18 protein-coding genes and 3 pseudogenes are annotated in these 18,864 nt (G+C 63.4%); 14 read left to right on the top strand and 7 right to left on the bottom strand.

What is annotated here, in order from left to right:
• Positions 1-163: 163 nt before the first annotated feature.
• A pseudogene (locus NVS83_RS13290) lies at positions 164-1,021 on the top strand (tyrosine-type recombinase/integrase); the annotation flags it as partial.
• A gap of 214 nt (positions 1,022-1,235) precedes the next feature.
• On the opposite strand, the gene NVS83_RS13285 reads toward NVS83_RS13290, so the two are convergent.
• Complete coding sequence (locus tag NVS83_RS13285) at positions 1,236-1,847, bottom strand: TetR/AcrR family transcriptional regulator (protein ID WP_258739721.1); 612 nt, start codon at positions 1,845-1,847, stop codon at positions 1,236-1,238.
• 90 nt (positions 1,848-1,937) lie between these two features.
• On the opposite strand from NVS83_RS13285, the gene NVS83_RS13280 reads away from it, so the two are divergent.
• Positions 1,938-3,674 (top strand): peptidoglycan D,D-transpeptidase FtsI family protein, encoded by a 1,737-nt coding sequence (locus tag NVS83_RS13280; protein WP_258739720.1) that lies wholly within the window; start codon positions 1,938-1,940, stop codon positions 3,672-3,674.
• A gap of 855 nt (positions 3,675-4,529) precedes the next feature.
• Here NVS83_RS13280 and NVS83_RS13275 read toward each other — a convergent pair.
• Positions 4,530-5,450 carry a LysR family transcriptional regulator gene (locus NVS83_RS13275; RefSeq protein WP_258739719.1) on the bottom strand — a complete coding sequence of 307 codons (921 nt, stop codon included), beginning with the start codon at positions 5,448-5,450 and terminating at the stop codon, positions 4,530-4,532.
• A 138-nt stretch (positions 5,451-5,588) separates the two neighbouring features.
• Here NVS83_RS13275 and NVS83_RS13270 point away from each other — a divergent pair, with 138 nt between their 5' ends.
• The 5 genes and pseudogenes from NVS83_RS13270 to fghA all read left to right on the top strand — a co-directional run bounded on the left by NVS83_RS13270 (position 5,589) and on the right by fghA (position 9,811).
• Positions 5,589-6,575: an MBL fold metallo-hydrolase gene (locus NVS83_RS13270; protein ID WP_258739718.1), complete on the top strand. Its 987-nt coding sequence runs from the start codon at positions 5,589-5,591 to the stop codon at positions 6,573-6,575.
• Positions 6,576-6,622: 47 nt separating this feature from the next.
• Positions 6,623-7,266 (top strand): annotated as a pseudogene (locus NVS83_RS13265) (pyridoxamine 5'-phosphate oxidase family protein).
• Between the two features lie 268 nt (positions 7,267-7,534).
• Entirely contained in the window at positions 7,535-7,816 is a 282-nt protein-coding gene (locus tag NVS83_RS13260) for a metal/formaldehyde-sensitive transcriptional repressor (RefSeq protein ID WP_258739717.1), read from the top strand.
• Between the two features lie 31 nt (positions 7,817-7,847).
• Entirely contained in the window at positions 7,848-8,960 is a 1,113-nt protein-coding gene (locus NVS83_RS13255) for an S-(hydroxymethyl)glutathione dehydrogenase/class III alcohol dehydrogenase (protein WP_258739716.1), read from the top strand.
• 14 nt (positions 8,961-8,974) lie between these two features.
• Entirely contained in the window at positions 8,975-9,811 is an 837-nt protein-coding gene (gene fghA / locus NVS83_RS13250; RefSeq protein ID WP_258739715.1) for an S-formylglutathione hydrolase, read from the top strand.
• 49 nt (positions 9,812-9,860) lie between these two features.
• Here the strand turns inward: fghA and NVS83_RS13245 are convergent, their stop codons facing one another.
• A complete protein-coding gene (locus NVS83_RS13245; RefSeq protein WP_258739714.1) occupies positions 9,861-10,778 on the bottom strand; it encodes a LysR family transcriptional regulator in 918 nt (305 codons plus the stop codon).
• A gap of 302 nt (positions 10,779-11,080) precedes the next feature.
• Between NVS83_RS13245 and NVS83_RS13240 the strand changes: the two genes are divergently transcribed.
• A complete protein-coding gene (locus tag NVS83_RS13240) occupies positions 11,081-11,629 on the top strand; it encodes a hypothetical protein (protein WP_258739776.1) in 549 nt (182 codons plus the stop codon).
• Positions 11,626-11,958 (top strand): hypothetical protein, encoded by a 333-nt coding sequence (locus NVS83_RS13235; protein ID WP_258739713.1) that lies wholly within the window; start codon positions 11,626-11,628, stop codon positions 11,956-11,958. Before NVS83_RS13240 ends, NVS83_RS13235 begins: the two co-directional genes overlap by 4 nt.
• Before the next feature lie 141 nt (positions 11,959-12,099).
• Here NVS83_RS13235 and NVS83_RS13230 read toward each other — a convergent pair whose 3' ends face one another.
• Both NVS83_RS13230 and NVS83_RS13225 read right to left on the bottom strand, forming a co-directional pair.
• The gene (locus NVS83_RS13230; RefSeq protein WP_258739712.1) at positions 12,100-12,306 is read right to left on the bottom strand and encodes an ABC transporter permease family protein; all 207 of its coding nucleotides are present in this window, start codon (positions 12,304-12,306) and stop codon (positions 12,100-12,102) included.
• Positions 12,303-12,596: pseudogene (locus NVS83_RS13225) on the bottom strand (ABC transporter permease subunit); the annotation flags it as partial. The pseudogene NVS83_RS13225 and the gene NVS83_RS13230, both read right to left, overlap by 4 nt.
• A 35-nt stretch (positions 12,597-12,631) precedes the next feature.
• On the opposite strand from NVS83_RS13225, the gene NVS83_RS13220 reads away from it, so the two are divergent.
• On the top strand, positions 12,632-13,519 hold the full coding sequence (locus NVS83_RS13220) for a LysR family transcriptional regulator (RefSeq protein WP_258739711.1): 888 nt from the start codon (positions 12,632-12,634) through the stop codon (positions 13,517-13,519).
• A gap of 95 nt (positions 13,520-13,614) precedes the next feature.
• Here NVS83_RS13220 and NVS83_RS13215 read toward each other — a convergent pair whose 3' ends face one another.
• Positions 13,615-14,943, bottom strand: a complete 1,329-nt coding sequence (locus NVS83_RS13215) for an NAD(P)/FAD-dependent oxidoreductase (RefSeq protein ID WP_258739710.1) — start codon at positions 14,941-14,943, stop codon at positions 13,615-13,617.
• A 4-nt stretch (positions 14,944-14,947) separates the two neighbouring features.
• The gene (locus NVS83_RS13210) at positions 14,948-15,559 is read right to left on the bottom strand and encodes a helix-turn-helix domain-containing protein (RefSeq protein WP_258739709.1); all 612 of its coding nucleotides are present in this window, start codon (positions 15,557-15,559) and stop codon (positions 14,948-14,950) included.
• A 248-nt stretch (positions 15,560-15,807) separates the two neighbouring features.
• Here NVS83_RS13210 and NVS83_RS13205 point away from each other — a divergent pair, with 248 nt between their 5' ends.
• Genes NVS83_RS13205 through NVS83_RS13190 form a run of 4 tightly spaced genes read left to right on the top strand, consistent with a single transcriptional unit; the run spans position 15,808 to position 18,846 of the window.
• Entirely contained in the window at positions 15,808-16,554 is a 747-nt protein-coding gene (locus tag NVS83_RS13205; protein WP_309486199.1) for an amino acid ABC transporter ATP-binding protein, read from the top strand.
• Positions 16,555-16,590: 36 nt separating this feature from the next.
• Positions 16,591-17,403 (top strand): substrate-binding periplasmic protein, encoded by an 813-nt coding sequence (locus NVS83_RS13200; protein WP_258739708.1) that lies wholly within the window; start codon positions 16,591-16,593, stop codon positions 17,401-17,403.
• Between the two features lie 40 nt (positions 17,404-17,443).
• Complete coding sequence (locus NVS83_RS13195) at positions 17,444-18,076, top strand: amino acid ABC transporter permease (protein ID WP_258739707.1); 633 nt, start codon at positions 17,444-17,446, stop codon at positions 18,074-18,076.
• Positions 18,076-18,846 (top strand): amino acid ABC transporter permease, encoded by a 771-nt coding sequence (locus NVS83_RS13190; protein WP_258739706.1) that lies wholly within the window; start codon positions 18,076-18,078, stop codon positions 18,844-18,846. Before NVS83_RS13195 ends, NVS83_RS13190 begins: the two co-directional genes overlap by 1 nt.
• The last annotated feature ends 18 nt before the right edge of the window (positions 18,847-18,864 follow it).

Below are 18,864 nucleotides of genomic sequence, written 5' to 3'. Positions count from 1 at the left end.
TCCTGGTCCCGCATGGTCCAGTGACATCCAAAATAATCAAATATTTCAATGAGATCGCGCTTCCAAGCTGTCTAATGTAGGCCGGTTCGGTCCATGGGCATCCGATAAAATTGTTGGTATCGCATGTTGGGGCTGTTGGTATCGCCCCAAAAGGACGCCGACGATGCCCCTTGCCGATACTGCATGTAGAAATGCCAAGCCTGACAAATCCCTCAAAAAGCTGTCCGATGGCGGAGGTTTGCAGCTCTGGATCCAGCCCTCCGGAAGCAAGCTCTGGCGGCTAGCGTATCGATTCGAGGGCAAACAAAAGCTACTGGCGATCGGGCCGTACCCGCTGGTATCCCTCAGCGACGCTCGGCGAGCCCGAGACGACGCGAAGCGGCTCTTACTGAACCGCCAAGATCCATCGGAGGCCAAGCGGGCTACTCGAGTCGCCCAGAGGAGCGGTCCGACTTTCCAAGAGGTCGCGGGGGAGTATGTGGCCAAACTCGAGCGGGAGAATCGATCAGAACAGACGATTTCGAAGCTCAAATGGTTGCTGAGCCTTGCGGAGGCGGATCTCGGCGAGCGCGAGCTCACAGGAATTAAGGCGGCCGACGTTTTCCCAGTGCTTCAGGCGATAGAGTTAAGCGGCCGCCGCGAATCGGCGCGACGGCTTCGCTCCACGTTGGGGGCTGTTTTTCGATTTGCAATCGCTACGGGACGGACTGAGTTAGACCCCACGATTGCACTGAAGGGAGCGTTGGCTGCGCCGATCGTCAAATCGCGCGCGGCCGTCACCGATCCGAGTCAGCTCGGTGGCCTATTACGGGCCATTGACGGATTCGACGGACAACCGACCACCCACGCCGCACTCAAGCTAATGCCAATTTTATTTCCCCGGCCTGGCGAACTTCGAGCTGCGGCGTGGGATGAATTTGATCTCGAACTGGGCGAATGGATCATTCCGGCAAGTCGCGCAAAAATGCGCAGGCCGCATAGAGTGCCGCTTCCTCTGCAGGCCCTAACCATCTGTTATTCGTCAACCGGCAACCCGCGCAGCAGGTCCAAGACCTTTGGCGAAAGCCGCAGCTGATGCTGCCCCTTAGTGGCGCCTCAAGCACGCCATCGCGAACGTCCGCTTTGCGGCGCCATCTCGGTCATCAATCTAGCGACGGCATCGGCCGAAGAGCGGACGTCAGCGACTTGGGGCACGTGGCACCATTGCCGCTGCGGAGCAGACATGCCCACATACATCAGCTATCGGCGTAAATGACATAGCTTTGGAACGAAGGCTGACGCGCAACAGCGCCGAGCGGTTGGATACTCAGCACCGTTTCGAGTAATTGTTGCTGATATTCGCGGCTGATAGACTGGCTTGCAAAAACCAGCCGATAAATCACTGGCGCAACGATCAGATCCATTAAGCGGTCCGGATCGTGAACTGCTTCTCCGCGTAGCGTGGCCTGATTTGCAAGCGTCTTGAGATTTGCGAAGGCGTAGCCAGCCGCCTGTCTCGCCACTGCTGCGTTGCCAACCCTTTCCTGCAGCAGCGTGCGACCCGGCCCCGACGAAATATCGTCGACGAACTGCTCAAGCCAGATGCGCAGATCCTCTCTAAACGAGCCTGTGTCAGGTGGGTCGCGGTCGCCGTGAAACTCTTCCCGGAGAACGGCGGTCAATAGTTCGGCGAATGTGTTCCAGCGCCGATAAATGGTGGAAGGGGTGACATCGGCCCGTGCGGCGATCATGGGCACCGTCAGCGCTTCTTCACCGACTTCCTTGAGCAGATCCCGAACCGCAGCATGCACAGACTTCTGAATCCGTTCGCTGCGTCCACCCGGACGAATGAGCGGGCGCTCAGACATCATTAACCTCTGATTAAGGGCTAAAAGCTAACCGTTCGCTTTAGTGGATGCCGAAAGATCGACTCCGCAACCAGCGATGAAGATACCAAAATGCGCCTGCGCGATGCTCGTCTCGTGACCACACTTGAGCAAAAACCTATCTCGAACCAAGCTCGGGTGGGGTACGACGCGCACACACTATCGCGCCGACGCCTGAAAATGGCTTTTGTGGTCTTTGCAGCGATCTATGGCGTTATCGCCATCCGGCTCACCTATCTCGCTAGCCAGGGCGCTCCTACCCAACCATCGCGGCAATTGCACGCCTCGTCGTCACGTCCCGACATCGTCGACCGTAACGGCTACCTGCTGGCAACAGATCTGCGGGTAGCGTCGCTCTATGCAGAGCCGCGCCGGATTTTGGACGTGGATGAGGCGATCGAGGGGCTGCAGAATATTCTGCCCGAACTGGACTTTGCCCAGACCTACGCGAAGCTCAAATCGGACTTGGCTTTCGTATGGCTGAAGCGGCAGTTGGCCTTCGAGCAGCAGCGGGCCATCACAGCCCTTGGCATCCCGGCGATCGGGTTTCGAGAAGAGACCCAGAGGTACTATCCCAACGGACGTGAGTTCTCTCACGTCATTGGACTGACCAACATCGATAATCAGGGCATCTCTGGCTTGGAGAAGTGGATCGATGGCCAGGGACTCACCGATCTAAATATCGCCGGACTCGGCAGATCGGTCGACTTCAAGCCGATCAAGCTATCTCTCGATGCACGCGTCCAGCATGTGCTGCACGACGAATTGTCTCTTGCCTTAGCGCGTTACAAGGCCGCGGCCGCCGGCGGGGTCATTCTCAACGCCAAGTCAGGAGAGATTGTCGCTCTCGTTTCTCTTCCGGATTTCGATCCGAACAACCCGCATGACGCGTTTGCTGAGGACAAGCTTAACCGCATTTCTGCCAGCACCGCGGAAATGGGTTCCACCATCAAAACCTTCACGACTGCCATGGCGATGGAGATCGGGAAAGCCTCTCTCTCTACAATGTTCGATGCCAGCCAGCCGATCGTTGTCGGGCGCCAGCGGGTCCACGACCCTCATAGCAAGGGGCGGCCGCTATCGCTTGAGGAGGTGTTCCTGTTCTCCTCCAACATCGGCTCCGCCCAAGAGGCGCGCCTGGTTGGTGTTGAGCAGCACCAAGCCTTTTTGACACGATTGGGACTGCTCACGCGCCTTGATACCGAATTGCCAGAAATCGCACACCCTGTTCAACCTCGACGGTGGTCGCAAGCGACGTCGATCACGGGGGCCTTCGGACATGGATTTGCCACCACCCCGCTGCAGACGGCCGTCGGCATCGCGGCCATTCTGAATCATGGACGATTGATCCCACCAACGTTTCTCCCGCGGACCGAGGCAGAAGCGAGCCGTCTCGCTACGATCGTTGTTGGGGAAAGGACCAGCCAGGCCATGCGCTATCTGTACAGGCTGAACGGCGTCAAAGGGTCGGGCCGCCGAGCGAATATTCCCGGCTTTCGCGTGGGCGGCAAAACCGGAACGGCTGAGAAGGTCATCGATGGTCGATACGCAAAGGACCGCAACTTCAATGCATTTGTGGCCGCCCTACCGATGGATGATCCCCAAATGGTCATTCTGGTTGTCATTGACGACCCAAAGCCGGAAAAAGTGGGCCAAGGCAATACGTCGGCAGCGAACGCCGCGCCGACAGCCGGTGCCATCATCAGACGTGCAGCCTTGATGTTGGGGCTTCGGCCTGAGCCCGACTTAGAAGAAGCAATCGTGGTTGGAGATTTTAAGAGGGATTTTGTTGTTCTTGGCGATGAGTAGGCCACGGCTGCGCGTGCTTGGCTCGCCGGCAGCAGAACGGCGGCTATCGGCCCCAGACCGGCCATTCGTCGTTGCCGCAGCACACTTCTGCTTATGGCGCGTTTACGCTGGCCTGCCTGAACCGGGCCGGCTCAAAAAGCCTCGTCGGCGAGGGACGGCTTTCCGGGCGAAGGTCGCTATTGAACGCCACCTCAACGTATCTGTGGACAAGGGGTAAATGGGTTTCGAACCGCCGAACTAAGTTGAATTGTTGGTATTTTTTTGCTTTTGCGCATCTAAAAAACAGATATTTGCTGATATATCAGCACTTTATCGATCCAATTCGATTCCGCCCCTGGCACCATTTCTTGATCCGGCGTGGTCCAGCAGCATCCTAACCTAGCAAATATCGACGAGATTACGCCTCAGTCCGGCCGGCTCGGATCAGCCCAATCCATCGGCATACGGCGAAATTGTTGGTCGCAGCGCCAACGACATCCCGCCGGGAGACGAGGCCGAGCATACCGAACTCGCCCTGACAGTCTACGACTTCAGCGCCTATCGGATTCCGTCGGGCTGGAGCGAGATCAAGCTTGGCAGCCTGGTGTTGGCGACCCCGACCCCGGCCCTGCGGGAGGGCAGCGCGGGAGTCGGGAGGTGCCAGGAACGGAAATGCGAGGTTTCCTCGATAGCGGATGCCCGTGAAGAAGACTTCAGCGCTTCATTCAGGGCATCGCTCTCGCGGCGCCGACGACGCCTGCCTGCGAACGTAGGAGATCGCTGGTCAAGACGCGATCACTTGGGTGCGGCGCAGTACCGATCCGTCGCCAAGCTCCGTGACGAGATCTAGATATTCCGCTTCCCGTCGTCGGGCGGTCACTCCCGCGGCCCTTCGGCATGGAGCCGGGCCATCCGGGCGCGCAGGCGCGGCACGGCCCAGTCGAGGAAACTGCGAACTTTCAGCGGCAGCGGATCGGCCGGCGTGTAGATGAGGTTCACCGGTAGCGGCTCGGGGGCGAATTCCGGCAGCAGGACCTGCAACTCGCCGGAGCGCAATTCGTCCGACACCTGGTAGGACAGCACGCGGATGATGCCGAGACCCGCCAAAGCCGCCTGAATAGCCGCCGCCGTCGTGTTGACAGCCAGTTTCGGGCGCGGCTCGACGGCAAATGCGACACTGTCCCGCCGATAGCGCCATTCCGGCGCGGTCGCAAAGCCCTGAAAGCTAATGCCGTCATGCTCCGCAAGATCATCCGGCCGGCGTGGCAGGCCTCGGCGGGCGAGATAGGCGGGGCTGGCGCAAAGCACCCGGCGCACCTCACCCACGCGGCTCGCGATCAGTGCGCTGTCCGCCAAGTGCCCGATCCGCAGGGCGACGTCGACATGCTCGTCCGCCAGGCTGATCTGCCGATCGACCAGGCTGAGCCGGAGTTTGATCTCCGGTTGTTCCTTGAGAAAATCCAGCGCAATGGGCAACAGGTGACGCTCGCCGAAAGCAATCGGCGCGGTTACGTGCAGCCCTCCGCGAAGCGCGCCGTAGTCGCCGGTCGCCTGGCGCTCCGCCGCTTCCAGTTCCTCCAATATCCGCCGCGACGCGGCAACAAAGGCGCGGCCTTCGTCCGTAAGGGCAAGGCCCCGACTGGTCCGCAGAACGAGGCGGACGCCCAGATGCTTCTCGAGGTCGGAGACCTTGCGGCTGACCGTCGCCAGCGGAGCGTGCAACCGTCGCGCACCGGCCGAGAGGCTGCCGGCCTCGACCACGGCCAGCAGCACCGACATCGCCTCGAAGCGATCCATCACGGACCTTCCAAAATTCGGGAGGAGAGCTTCCGAAAAGACAGAATACGCCCTCAAATCTGGATGTCCTAGCCTCTCAGCCGATCGGTTGGATCTAACGGTCGCTTCGTCGCACCGAATGACCCGAGGGAGGGTTTCATGCCTCATTTGAGCCGCCGTGCCTTTGTTGGTGGACTTCCCGTTGGCTTCATCGGCGCAAGCGTGCTTGGGGGCGGGCTCTCAAGTTTCGTCGGCGCGACTTCGGGCGTCGCTGCCACACCGCGGGCACCGGTAAGCGTGACGCCGCTGGCACAGATCCGCGTCGGGCGCTTCACGGTAACCGCTCTGACCGACGGCTATGCCGACATGCCCTACAATTTCTTCCCGGGGCGTTCAGCCGCCGAGGTGGAGCGGGCGGCGGTCTCGCAATTTGCGGCCCGGCCAAGCGGGGTACGGATCCTTTTCAACCAGTACCTGATCGAGGATGGCGAACGGCGCATCCTGATCGATACCGGTCCGGCCGGCTCAATCGGACAGACCGGCGCGCTGCCCGACGCGCTCGGCGTGGTCGGCCTGCAACGCGACCAAATCGATGCGGTGATCGTGACGCATATGCATCAGGATCACATGGGTGGTCTGATCGTCGATGGGCGAAACAATTATCCCAATGCGGAGCTCTATATCGACAGGCGCGACGTCACGCACTGGACGGATCCGGCCAAGCGCAACGGCGCCCCGGACTATCTGCAGACGAGCTTCCACATGGCCGAGGAGGTCGTGCGTCTCTATCCGAAGCTTCAGGCGATCGACGGCGAGCGCGAGATCGTGCGCGGCATTTCCATCGTCGACCTTACGGGCCACACGCCCGGCCATATCGGCGTTCGGATCGAAGATGACGGCAAGAGCCTCATCATGGTGTCCGACATGCTCTTTCCGGTGGTGCATCCCGGTGCGAGCGATGTCGGTTTCCTGTTCGAGCAGGATCCCCAGGCGGCACAGGCGATGCGAGAGCGCTTCTTTCCCCTCGCCGCCTCGGAAGGCGCCCTGATCGCCGCGACGCACATGCCATTCCCGGGACTTGGCCGTATCGTTGCCGACCAGGGGCAGATGCGCTGGCAGATTGCGGACTGGGCCCTGCAGGACTGACGTCGACTGCGGCGCGCCATCCGGATGGCCGCGGAGGTGGAATCGCCATGGCTTACAAGTACCTTGATATCGCTACGACACCATCCGTCGCTGCCGCGCAGGAGCACTATGGAAGTGCGGCACAATGGGCGCGGATGCGCGAGCGTGAAACCTCCGGCGAGCCCACAAGGGGGTGCTCCTCGGCCCGCCCCGAAAAGGCGTTCATCGCGGCACGTGACGGCTTCTACCTCGCGAGCGTCTCCGAAACGGGCTGGCCCTATGTGCAGTACCGCGGAGGCCCGGCGGGGTTTTCGCCACCATTGATGAAACGACACTCGGCTTCGCCGATTTTCACGGCAACCGGCAATACATCACCACGGGCAATGTCCAGGCGAATGATCACGTTTCGCTGTTCCTGACAGACTATGCGCGCCGTCAGCGCCTGAAGATCTTCGGCCATATGAAGGCCGTCGACGCTGCGGACGATCCAGCGCTGGCGAAGCGGCTGGAAGTGCCGGGCTACGCCGGCCGCGTCGAACGCCTTGCTCTAATCGCGGTGGAAGCGTTCGACTGGAAGTGCCCGCAGCACATCACCCCGCGTTTCACCGAGGTCGAAATAGCCCGCGCGATGGAGCCCTTGCGGTCGCGGCTCCAGCAGCTGGAAGCGGAGAATGCGGCTCCGCGCGCACGGCTTGCGAGCATTGGCGAGTAATCCGCCGCATCCTCCCCTGGCTCTTCACCGGAATGCGGATTTTCGGCTTGGCTTGCAGTCAGCCGTTGCGACCGGTCTCGGCACCTTCGAAAGCCAACGTTTCCGGCTGACGTGCTGAAGGTCGCAGCCGCGCGCAAAGCCCACGTTCCACGGGGCAGGCCACGCGCAGGTGCCCCTATGAGCGGCGGCGGGCGGGGATTGCACATATACTCCCGGCAGTATAATTCCGGTGCGTGGAACCTTTCAGTTCGCACGCGTCGGAGACTCAATGCCGCATTCGCCGGATGACAAGAAGCGTGCCCTGACGCGCCTGCGCCGTATCAAGGGGCAGGCCGAGGCGCTTGAGCGCGCCATCGAGGCCGGGGCCGAGTGCCGCCTGCTGCTCCAGCAGATCGCCGCGCTTCGCGGAGCCGCCGGCGGGCTGATGGCCGAAGTGCTCGACAGTCATCTGCGCGACACCATCGGTCCCCTGGCCGCGAAGGAAGGGGTTGCGCCGATGGCGGATGACCTCGACGACATCATGCAGATCCTGCGCACCTATCTGAAATAGTTGCACAACAATCCGGATAAAGGGAAAACTCATGAAATCGCGTGCTGCCGTCGCCTGGGAAGCCAAGAAGCCTCTGACCGTCGAGACCATCGAGATCGGCGGGCCGAAGCCGGGCGAGGTGCTGGTCGAGATCATGGCGACCGGCGTGTGCCATACCGATGCCTACACGCTCGATGGGCTCGACAGCGAAGGCAAGTTCCCCGCCATTCTCGGCCATGAGGGCGCGGGCATCGTGCGCGAAGTCGGCGCTGGCGTTACCTCGCTGAAGGTCGGCGATCATGTCATTCCGCTCTACACACCGGAATGCCGGAACTGCAAAACCTGCCTGTCGCAGCGCTCGAACCTGTGCACCTCGATCCGCGCCACGCAGGGCCAGGGCCTGATGCCGGACCACACCTCTCGCTTCTCCTGCGATGGTGGAGAAATCTTCCATTATATGGGCTGCTCGACCTTCTCGAACTTCACCGTGCTGCCGGAGATCGCGCTGGCGAAGGTCCGCGAGGACGCCCCCTTCGACAAGATCTGCTACATCGGATGCGGCGTCACCACCGGTATCGGCGCGGTGGTCTACACGGCCAAGGTCTGGCCCGGCGCGAACATCGTGGTGTTCGGCCTGGGAGGCATTGGCCTCAACGTGATCCAGGGCGCCCGCATGGTCGGCGCCGACAAGATCATCGGCGTCGACATCAACCCGGCCAAGGTCGAGATGGCGAGGAAGTTCGGCATGACCGACTTCATCAACCCGCTCGAGATCGGCTCCGACAAGGTGGTCTCCGCGATTCAGGACCTGACCGACGGCGGCGCGGACTTCACCTTCGACTGCACCGGCAATGTGAATGTCATGCGTCAGGCTCTGGAAGCCTGCCATCGCGGCTGGGGCACCTCGATCGTCATCGGCGTGGCGCCGGCGGGTGCGGAAATCTCCACCCGCCCGTTCCAGCTCGTCACCGGCCGAAACTGGCGTGGCTCGGCCTTCGGCGGCGCGCGCGGGCGAACCGACGTGCCGAAGATCGTCGACTGGTACATGGAGGGCAAGATCAACATCGACGACCTGATCACCCACACCATGCCGCTCGACGAGATCAACACCGCCTTCGACCTGATGCACGAAGGCAAGTCGATCCGTTCCGTGGTGATCTACTGATGGAGACGACGGCGATGGAAACGGTCTCGACGGCGAAGTCGCATGGCGGCGTGCAGGGTGTTTACCGGCACTCGTCGAAGGTCACCGGCTCGACCATGACCTTCGCCGTCTTCGTGCCGCCTCAGGCCGCAAGCGGGCCCGTGCCGGTGCTGTGGTATCTGTCCGGCCTCACCTGCACCCATGCCAATGTCATGGAGAAGGGCGAGTACCGCGCAGCGGCGGCCGAGCGTGGCGTCATCGTCGTCGCGCCCGACACCAGTCCGCGTGGCGCTCACGTCGCGGATGAGCCGGACAACTGGCAGTTCGGCTCCGGCGCGGGCTTCTACCTCGACGCCACGCAGGAGCCCTATGCCGCGCACTACAACATGTATTCCTATATCGTCGACGAACTGACCGCGCTCATCGCCGCCGAGTTCCCCGCCGACATGAAGCGTCAGGGCATTTTCGGCCACTCCATGGGCGGGCACGGCGCGCTCACCATCGCGCTGAAGCACCCCGATCGTTTCGCCAGTTGCTCGGCCTTCGCGCCCATCGTCCAGCCCTCGACGGCGGACTGGTCGCGGCCGGCGCTGGAGAAATATCTCGGCAATGACGAACTGGCCTGGCGCTCCTACGACGCGGTGGCGCTGATCGAGGACGGCAAACGCTTCCCGGAGTTCCTTGTCGATCAGGGCTCGGCCGACCCGTTCCTGAAGACCGGGCTGCGGCCGGAGCTGCTGGTCGATGCCTGCCAGGCCGCGGGCATCCCCGTCACGCTCAATATGCGCGAGGGGTACGACCACTCCTATTTCTTCATCTCGACTTTCATGGCCAGCCACATCGCCTGGCATGCGGCGCGGCTGGGGCGTTAGGAGGCTGATGTCAGCTTCCAGCGCCGTATGCTCGCCAGCCCTGCCTCGATCAAGGCTCCCAGATGGGAGGACTTCCGATTGATTTCCGCAGCGCCTCGGTGAATGTCTTCACCTTCGCGCTCGGCCGCGGCAGGGCGCGCAGGAGGTGGATGCCGGCCGGCGCCGAATTCCACGGCTCGTCCCCGAGCCGCAACCGGACCAGCCGCCCGGCCCTCACGTCCGGCCCGACGACCCAGCTCGGCAGGAACGTCGCTCCCAGGCCCGCCTCGGCAGCCGCGCGCAGGGCCTCGAAATCATCCGAACGGAAGGTAACCGTGCCGTTCCCGCCATGACCGGCCGGGCAGCCGATCACGTCGCGCCAGCCGAGAAGATCTGCGCCATGCAGCTTGTCGAGGAGGCAGTGCGATGAGAGATCGGCGACGCTTTCGGGCGTGCGCGCTCTGGCCAAATAGGCCGGGCTTGCCACCAGCAGCCTCGTCAGAAGCGCAAGCCTGGTCGCGATCAGCGTGCTGTCGATCAGCGCGCCCATGCGGATGACGACGTCGAGACGCTCGATGACCGGATCGGCGAGCCGCTCCGTCAGGTCGAGTTCCACGCGCAGATCCGGATGCTCGGCTTGCAATGCTGCGACAACCGGCAGGACATAACGTTTGCCGAAGGTCGGGAAGCAGGCGATCCGCAGCGTGCCCGAGACGGAGCCGGCGAAGGCGGCGACCTCCGCGTGGGTGTCGGCCAGCTCGTCGAGATGACGCTGGGCTCTTTCATGCAGCCGCTGGCCAGCATCGGTGAGCGTGAGCGCCCGCGTCGAGCGAATGAACAGGGCGACGCCGAGGTCCTCTTCCAACGCGTCGATCTGGCGGACGATCGCCGAGGGCGTGACCGCGCGCCGACGTGCTGCCCCGGAAAAGCTTCCCGCCCGGACGACATCGACGAAGGTGGCGAGGAATTCGACGAAATGGGGTCTCATCTTTGCGATCCAGGCAAAGCCGTTACCGGGAGGCTCAGGCTTATCATCGGCCCGAGACACTCGCATATTCGTGGCGTGCACACAGTGGCGGCGCCTCTTCGCCGGACCACAAACGGCGGCGTGGGGCGAGCCGGTGTTCCATCTCGCAAGAGAAGACCGGGATCCTAGCTATCTCGAAATACGCCTGGCCCAGTTACTGCGCATAACCGAGTGCGGCGTCGCACTTCAATGTATCGGCAGCTCCCATTCTGGGAAGATGGTCGTTGACGTCTGACACGAACGTTTATCGGGAAGTCAATTTCATGAAAATCCTGGCCGAAAAAATCCTCTCTCAGTCCGCCTATACCACAGAGATCGACGTACCTCTGGAGAAGGTCGACATCGCCGACTGGCTGTTCAACCTGCCCGAGGCGGAATATCTGCGCTGCTGCCCGCCCGACCATATCGGCTCCGGCGTCACGACGACGGATGACGGCCGCCGCATGGTCATCAATGTCGAGATGATCGGCACCGGGCTGGTCATCCAGCACTATGTCGCCGAGGAAGCCACCCCCAGCTACTGCCGGATGAACTCGATTTCCGATGTGTTCACGTCGGTCGGACGGACGCAGGTCAACGTGGTCTGGGAGTTGATCGCCGAGGCCATCGAAGGTGGGCGCACCCGCTATACCAATCGCGTCACCTCGCACCCCACCGACGTGTTCATGGACTTCCTCGCCGCCCATGGCCAGACGTTCGGGCAGGCCGCCGTGGCCCGGCAGGAGGCCGGCGGCGACCACAACCGCCGCGAGACGCCGCTTTTTGCCGCCAGCATCGCCCGCCGTGCGGTCGCCCGGGCGGCCGCGAAATGAAGGCGATCATGTACGACAACTTCGGCGAGGCGGACGTCGTCCACCTCGCCGAGGCGCCGATGCCGGAAACTCGTGCCGGCGACCTCTTGGTCAAGGTGCACACGGCCGGCGTCAACCGCGCCGATCTGCTGCAACGGCAGGGCTATTACGGCCGTCAAACTTACGGCGAGAGCGACTTGCTGGCCGCGGCGATCGGCGTGAAGCGCTCCTGCGTACCGAAGACGCGCGAGGTTCCGCCCGAACCCATACGGGAGGCAACCGCGCATCCGATCGTATCGAGCAGATGCAGCTTGATGCGATGGAGAACGGGAGCAGCCACCTCCTCGTAGCGCAGTTCCGCGGCGAAGGCGGCGACGGTCGCCGTCACGTCGTCGCTGCCCGGATCGGCAGACGCGCCGGGAGAGGCATCGGTCGATGCCGCATGCTCTGTCGTGGACATGTCGAACGTCGAAGCCAATGACCGCGCGGGTTCAGCGACGGAAATATTTCAGGAAGACGTGCCGCTCGATGGCCCCCGCCGTCAGCGTCAGCGGCAGGATAACGGCCACGAAGAAGGCCGCGGCCAGGGTCAGGACTTCCAGCGGACGGAAGGTGTGGATCGATAGGCGCTGGCCTTCATAGAGGATCTCGCCGACCGCGATGTAGCTGCCGAGCACGGAGTTCTTGATCGCCATCACGCACTGGCTGGTGAAGGGGAGAAGCACCCGCAGGGCAGCCCCGTGACGCGCAGCATCACCGTCAGGGGCTTCACGCCCACCGACATGCCGGCCTCGATGAGCCCACGATCGACCGCCTGCGCGCCGGCGCGGAAGATCTCCGCGAAGAACACGCCCGAATAGAGAGCGATGGCGAAGACGCAGGTCCAGAAGGCAGGCAGGGCCGGCCCCGTCAGGATCGGCAGGCAGTAATAGCACCACACCACCAGCACCAGCGGCGGGATCGAGCGGACCACTTCGATGATCGCAGTCGCGGATAGCGCAGCAGCCGAAGCACCGCCATGCGGTGACGATCTTCTCCACCGTGATGCGGCTGGGCTCCCTCACCGCGGCGGCGACGTCGCTCGGGATCGCGCAACCTTCGGTGAGCAAGTCGATCGCGCTTATGGAGCACCGGCTGGGCCTTCGCCTGTTCGAGCGCGTCCGCGGGCGCCTCGTGCCCACGGCCGAGGCGGGGCTGATCCTCGGCGAGGCCCTGCGCATCGAGGAGGAGCTCTCCCGCTTCGACCGCTATCTCGATGATGTGCGCCACCTTCGGGCGGGCCAGCTGAGAGTGGCCTCGACGCCCGCTCTGGCCCTCAATTTCCTGCCGCTCGTCGCCCGCAAGTTCCGCCAGCAGCTGCCTAGCTACGGCCTCTCGCTCGACATGCACCTGAACCATGAAATCGCAGGACTGGTCGAGCGCGGCCAGTACGACATCGGCCTCGCCGTCATACCCTCCGCGGATGAACGCGAGGACCTGACCGTGCTGCGCCGCGGCCGTAACGTCTGCGTGCTGCCGCAGGCGCATCCTCTGGCGACATCGCCCGCGGTCCACTGGGAGGATATCGACCCCGCCGAGCTCATCTACATCACCACGGATGCACGCCTCGTCATGCTGCTGTCAGCGGGCATCCCCGGCTTTCTCCACCACAGGCAATCGGCCACCGAGACCAATCGCTACTCGATTGCCGTGCGGCTCGTGCGTCAGGGCATGGGCATCACTTTGGTCGACGAATTCACGATCATCGACGCCGAAGCGGAGGGGCTGACGATGCGTCCCTTCGAACCGGAGCTCGAGGTGTCGCTCGTGATGGCGCTGGACTCGAAACGCGTTGCCCGCAAGGCGCTGAACGAGTTCACGACGTCCATTCATCTCACGCTGGATGAAGAGCTGGCCTCGCCGCGCGGCTGAGCGGCCCGCAATAGCGACATCCCTGCCAAAGCCGGCGGGAGGGGCGCTTCCTGCGTTGGAGCCGATGTCCGCTTCGGCTCGGGCACCTGGTCACGTTACCCAGCACGGGAATTCGCCCTGACGGCCTTCCCCGCAGCATCAAGGAACCGCTCGGCGTCGTCCATCAGGCGATACAGCCCTCCCAGCGGAGGCAGGAACCAGGGGTCGCCGGTGTAGAGCGGGTTCGCGGGCAGAGCGATCTTCTCGAAAACCGAGGGTGGATCGTCCGGCCGGAGAATGTTGCGCGCCGCGACATGGCCGAGATAGGCCATAACCGCGATGCCGCTGCCGTTGCAGCCGAGCGCGTAATGCATTCCCTCGTACCGGCCCACATGGGGCAGGTGGTCGAAGGTGAAGCCGAGATTGCCGGTCCAGGAGTGGGTGATCCTCGCGCCGGCGAGCTGGGGAAAGCGAGCGCTCATCGCCGCGTGGAGCAGCGCCCCGCTGGTGCGGGCGCCGACCTGCGTGAAGCGCGAGCGGCCGCCGAACAGCATCCGCCGGCCGTCGGGCGAGAGCCGATAGTAATAAAGAACCCTCTTGGAATCGACGACGATGCGACCGCCGGGCAGCAGCGAGGCGGCAAGGTCCAGCTCGAGCTCCTCGGTCGCGATCATGTGGCTGGCAACGGGGACGATGCGCCGGAGAAGGCCGGGCGTGGCCGGGCCGGTATAGCCGTTGGTCGCCACGAGAACCGCATCGGCCTCGATTGCCGCGCCGTCGGCGAGGTCGACCTTCCAGCCCGCATGGCGGCGCGAGAGCGAGCGAACCTCGGCCCTCGAAACGATCTGGCAGCCGGACGAGATCGCGGTGTCCAGCATGGACTTGTAGTGCAGCGCCGGATGCAGCGCCCCGGCGAGATCGACGCACAGGCCGCCGGCGTAGAAATCCGAGCCGATCTGCTCGCGCTGGCGCTCCGGAGGCAGCAGACGCGCCTGGTCGGGATGAAGGCGGTTCAGGGCATCGGCCTCCACCGCCATCCGCGCGAAATGCCCCGACGTCCACGCAGCGTCGAGGCGGCCGCAGCGCTTGTAGAGGGAAGCGTTGCCGCCTTCTTCGGCAAGGCGCTCGGTCAGCTCGAACGCCACCATCGCCTCGCGGGCGATCTCCCGGTTCCGGTCGGCCTGTCCGTGCCCGATCTCGGCACTGACCTGGCCGCCATTGCGGGTGCTCGCGCCCTCGCCGGGGGCGTTCCGTTCGAGGACGACGACGCCGAGCCCGGCACGCGCGAGCTCCGCACCCGCGGCGAGGCCGGTATAGCCGGCCCCGATGACGACGACGTCGGCACGCGCCGGAAGCGCAGCGCGGATGTGTACCGGCGCGTAGTCGTCCCACCAGAAGGGCGTGTCGCGAAAGTCTGGATGGAAGATCGCCCGGTTGGCGGCCATGGTGTCAGATCGAACGGGTGGGAACGTGGGGGCTGATGATCCAGAGCACGCGCGTGGTGGTGCTCCCCGGATTCGACAGGCGATGAGGCGACGCGGCATTGAACTGGAAGCCGTCGCCGCTCGACAGCAGCGCAACCCTCCCGTCCACCTCGAGGGACAGCGACCCATCGAGGACCATGCCGGCTTTCTCCCCCGGATAGGAGTAGGGCTCCTCTCCGGAACCGTTGCCGGGTTCGATGACCAGTTCCATCACCATCAGGTCGCCCATGCCCGGCGGGCAGATGAACTCCTTCACCATCAGGCCCTTGCCGAGATCGATGGTGTTGCGCTCGTCGACGCGGCGCACGAAGTCGGCCGGAGCGGGAGAAGGCGCCGGGGCTTCGCTGAACAGTTCCTGCAGGCTGACGCCGAGCGCCGTCCGCAGCTTGGTCAGCGTCCGCATGGAGGGGCTGACGCGCCCGCGCTCGATCTGGCTGAGGGTGCCGCCCGACACCTCCGACGCCCGTGCGAGCTCGTTGAGCGAAATGCCGCGCGCGAGCCGAAGCTTTTTGATCGCCTCGCCCGGCAAGGGGTCACCGTCGAGAGGGGTCGCCACCTTCTCCGCCGTTCTGCCCATCAAAACAAAACTCCCCCGCCCGTTCGTTTCGTTAAACTGCCATTCAATGCGACAAATTTGTGCAGTGATGCACACAGTGTCGTCAATTCTTATATCTTATTGATTTTCCTGTCATTATATTATTTTTGGCCGCCTTGACGGAGATATTTCGACTCTCTAACGTTTAACTAACTTACATATAGCGTTTTGATTGGCAAACGCTACGCGGCGACCCGGAGGGTGCCGAGGCGGGCAGGACGGAAAGTGCGATGAGCACCACGGAGCCTATCATCAGCTTTGAGGGCGTCGGCAAATGGTTCGGCGCCCTGCAGGTCCTCCGCGGCATCGATCTGGAGATCGAGGAAGGCAGCGTCGTCGTCATCTGCGGTCCGAGCGGCTCGGGCAAGAGCACCCTGCTGCGGGCGATCAACGGCCTGGAGCGGATTCAGGCCGGCACCATCCGCGTCATGGGACAGACGCTCGATGAACGCACCATCCGCTCGACCCGGTTCCGTGCCGACATCGGCATGGTGTTTCAGAAGTTCAGTCTCTATCCGCACCTGACGGTCATGGACAACATGCTGCTGGCGCCGCGCAAGGTGCGCGGCCAGCGCGCGTCGGACGTCGCGGTGGCAGCCCGGGCCCTGCTCGATCGCGTCGGCGTCGGGCACAAGGCGGACGACTATCCGAGCCAGCTTTCCGGCGGGCAGCAGCAGCGCGTCGCCATCTCCCGCGCGCTGATCATGCAGCCGAAGATCATGCTGTTCGACGAGCCGACCTCGGCGCTCGATCCGGAAATGATCCGCGAGGTGCTCGACGTCATGCGCGACCTCGCGCGCAGCGGAATGACTATGGTCATCGTCACCCACGAGATCGGCTTCGCGCGGGAAGTGGCCGACCGTGTGGTCTTCATGGACGAGGGCCAGATCGTCGAGGTCGGCGATCGCGATGCCTTCTTCGGCAATCCGCAGTCCGACAGGGCGCGGCGTTTCATCGACAAGGTGCTTCACCACTGACGCGGCCGGGGTCGCGCGGAATCAATGGAGGCGAATGTGCGTGGTCTGCTCAAGAGTGCGGGTCTTGCGCTCGCGGTTCTGACCGTCGGCTTCACCGGCGCTCATGCCGAGGGAACGCTCGACAAGATCAAGGAGCGCGGCAAGGTCATCTTCGGCGTGCGCTATGACTTCCCGCCGGTTGGGTCGGTGGACGAGTCGGGCAATCCCGTCGGCTTCGGCGTCGACCTCGGCAAGATGATCGCCAAGAAGCTCGGCGTGCCCGTCGAGTTTGTGCAGACGACCTCCTCGAGCCGCATTCCCCTGCTTCAGAACGGCAGCATCGACGCCGAGATCGGCGTCACCACGCCAACCGTGAAGCGCGAGGAAGTCGTCGACTTCACCATTCCCTACATCTGGGATTCGGTGGCCCTAATCATCAAGAAGGGCGCGAGCAAGAAGCTCGAGGACTATGCGCCTCCCAAGACGATCGCGGCGACTCAGGGCAGTGCCAATATCGACGTCGTGAAGGGACTGATGCCCAACGCCCAGTTCATCTACATGCAGGAATACCCGGACGCCGTGGTGTCGCTGTTGAACGGCAAGTCGGACGCGGTCGCCACCAACCGCATGAACGCGGCGGAGATCCTGAAGAAGTACGACCAGCTCGACATCTCGGACGATTTCTACCGCGATCCGCTGGCCATCATGGTGCGCCAGAACGACTCTCTGTGGAGGAACTACCTCAACAAGACGATCCAGGAATTCTGGAGCGACGGCAGCTACCAGACGCTCTACAAGAAGTGGTTCGGCACCGATCCCAACTTCATGATGTGGTCGCAGTACCGCCTGCAGCCGGGCATCGGCCAGTGAGCCGTCGGCTCACCCGCCCTCACCTCGCCCGAGGCTGAGCATGCATTGGGAGATTATCTGGGACTACCGGTTCGCCCTGCTCCAGGGACTGCAGCTCACCGTGCTGCTGTCTGTGGTGGGCATTGCCGGTAGTCTCGCCTGGGGCACGTTTCTCGCCTGCCTGGACGAGATCGGCGGCGAGGACGTCCGCTCCGTGGTAGCTGTCTACATCGAGATCATGGGCGACCTGCCAACCATCGCCCTGCTCTTCATTATCTATTTCGTCGCGGCGGCGGATGCCGTGCCGGCGGCGCTGCTGACCCTGATCCTTCATCAGGGCGCCTATATCGCCAGCGTCGTCATTTCGGGCTTCCGCACCCTGCCGCGCGAGCAGATGGAGAGCGCCCATGCCTCGGGCCTGACGCGCGTGCAGGCGCTCTGGCATGTCGCGCTGCCGCAGGTGATGCGCTCCGTCGTGCCGGCGATGGCGAACCAGTTTATTGAGGTGATCAAGAATACATCGGCGGCGATGCTGATCGGCGTGCACGAACTGACCTTCCAGACCCAGGAGATCGCGCAGCAGACCTTCCGCGGCTTCGAAGCCAGCACGGTCGTGACCGGGATCTACGTGGCGCTCGCGCTGGCGGTCGCCTATGGCGCGTCCACGCTGCAGAAGAAGTGGGGGGTGAAGTGATGAACGACGCGCTTCCTCTCGGTGCGCCGGTGCAGCGTCGGTCGGCCCTGCGCCGTCCCCTGAACTGGATCTGGATCGCCATCATCTGCGCCAGCGCCTACGGCATCACGCTGTTCGACTGGCACGTCGTTTGGGCGAGCCGCTGGCTCCTGCTTCACGGCATCGGCGTGTCCTGGCTGCTGACGCTCATCGGCATCGGCATCGGGCTGCCGGTGGGGATCGTGCTGGCGGCTGGCCGACTCTACGGCCCTCCCGGGATCCGCCACCTCGCCGTAGGCGTGATCGAGTTGGTTCGGGCGACGCCCCAGCTCATGATCATCTTCTGGATCTATTTCACCTATCCGGCCATCAGCGGCAGCGCCAGCCCGTCGGCATGGGGGGCCGCGATACTCGCGCTCTCCGCCATCGCGGCCGCCTATTTCGCGGAAATCATGCGCTCTGGCCTGCAGTCTGTGCCGGACGTGCAGATGGAAAGCGCGCATGCGACGGGCCTGTCGCTGTTGCAGACCTTTCTGCACGTGGTACTGCCGCAGGCGATCCGAAACATGTTCCCCGCGTTCATTTCCATGTTCGTCATGATCTTCAAGATGACATCCTTCGTCTATGTCATCGGGCTCGTCGATCTGTTTCGCGCGACCATCCTGATCAACAATCGGGAATACGCACCCTACACGCTGTATTTCTTCATGGGTGCCGTCTACGTCGTGTCGTGCTTCGCATTGACATCGATCTCCCGCCGCTTCGACCGCGCGGGGGCCACCAAACTCTGACGCCGCGCGATCCGCCGG

The organism is Ancylobacter mangrovi, assembly GCF_024752335.1.
Taxonomy (GTDB): Bacteria; Pseudomonadota; Alphaproteobacteria; order Rhizobiales; family Xanthobacteraceae; genus Ancylobacter; species Ancylobacter mangrovi.
Note: the sequence above shows the minus strand (reverse complement) of the source record. Positions and strands in the feature narration are given on the sequence as shown.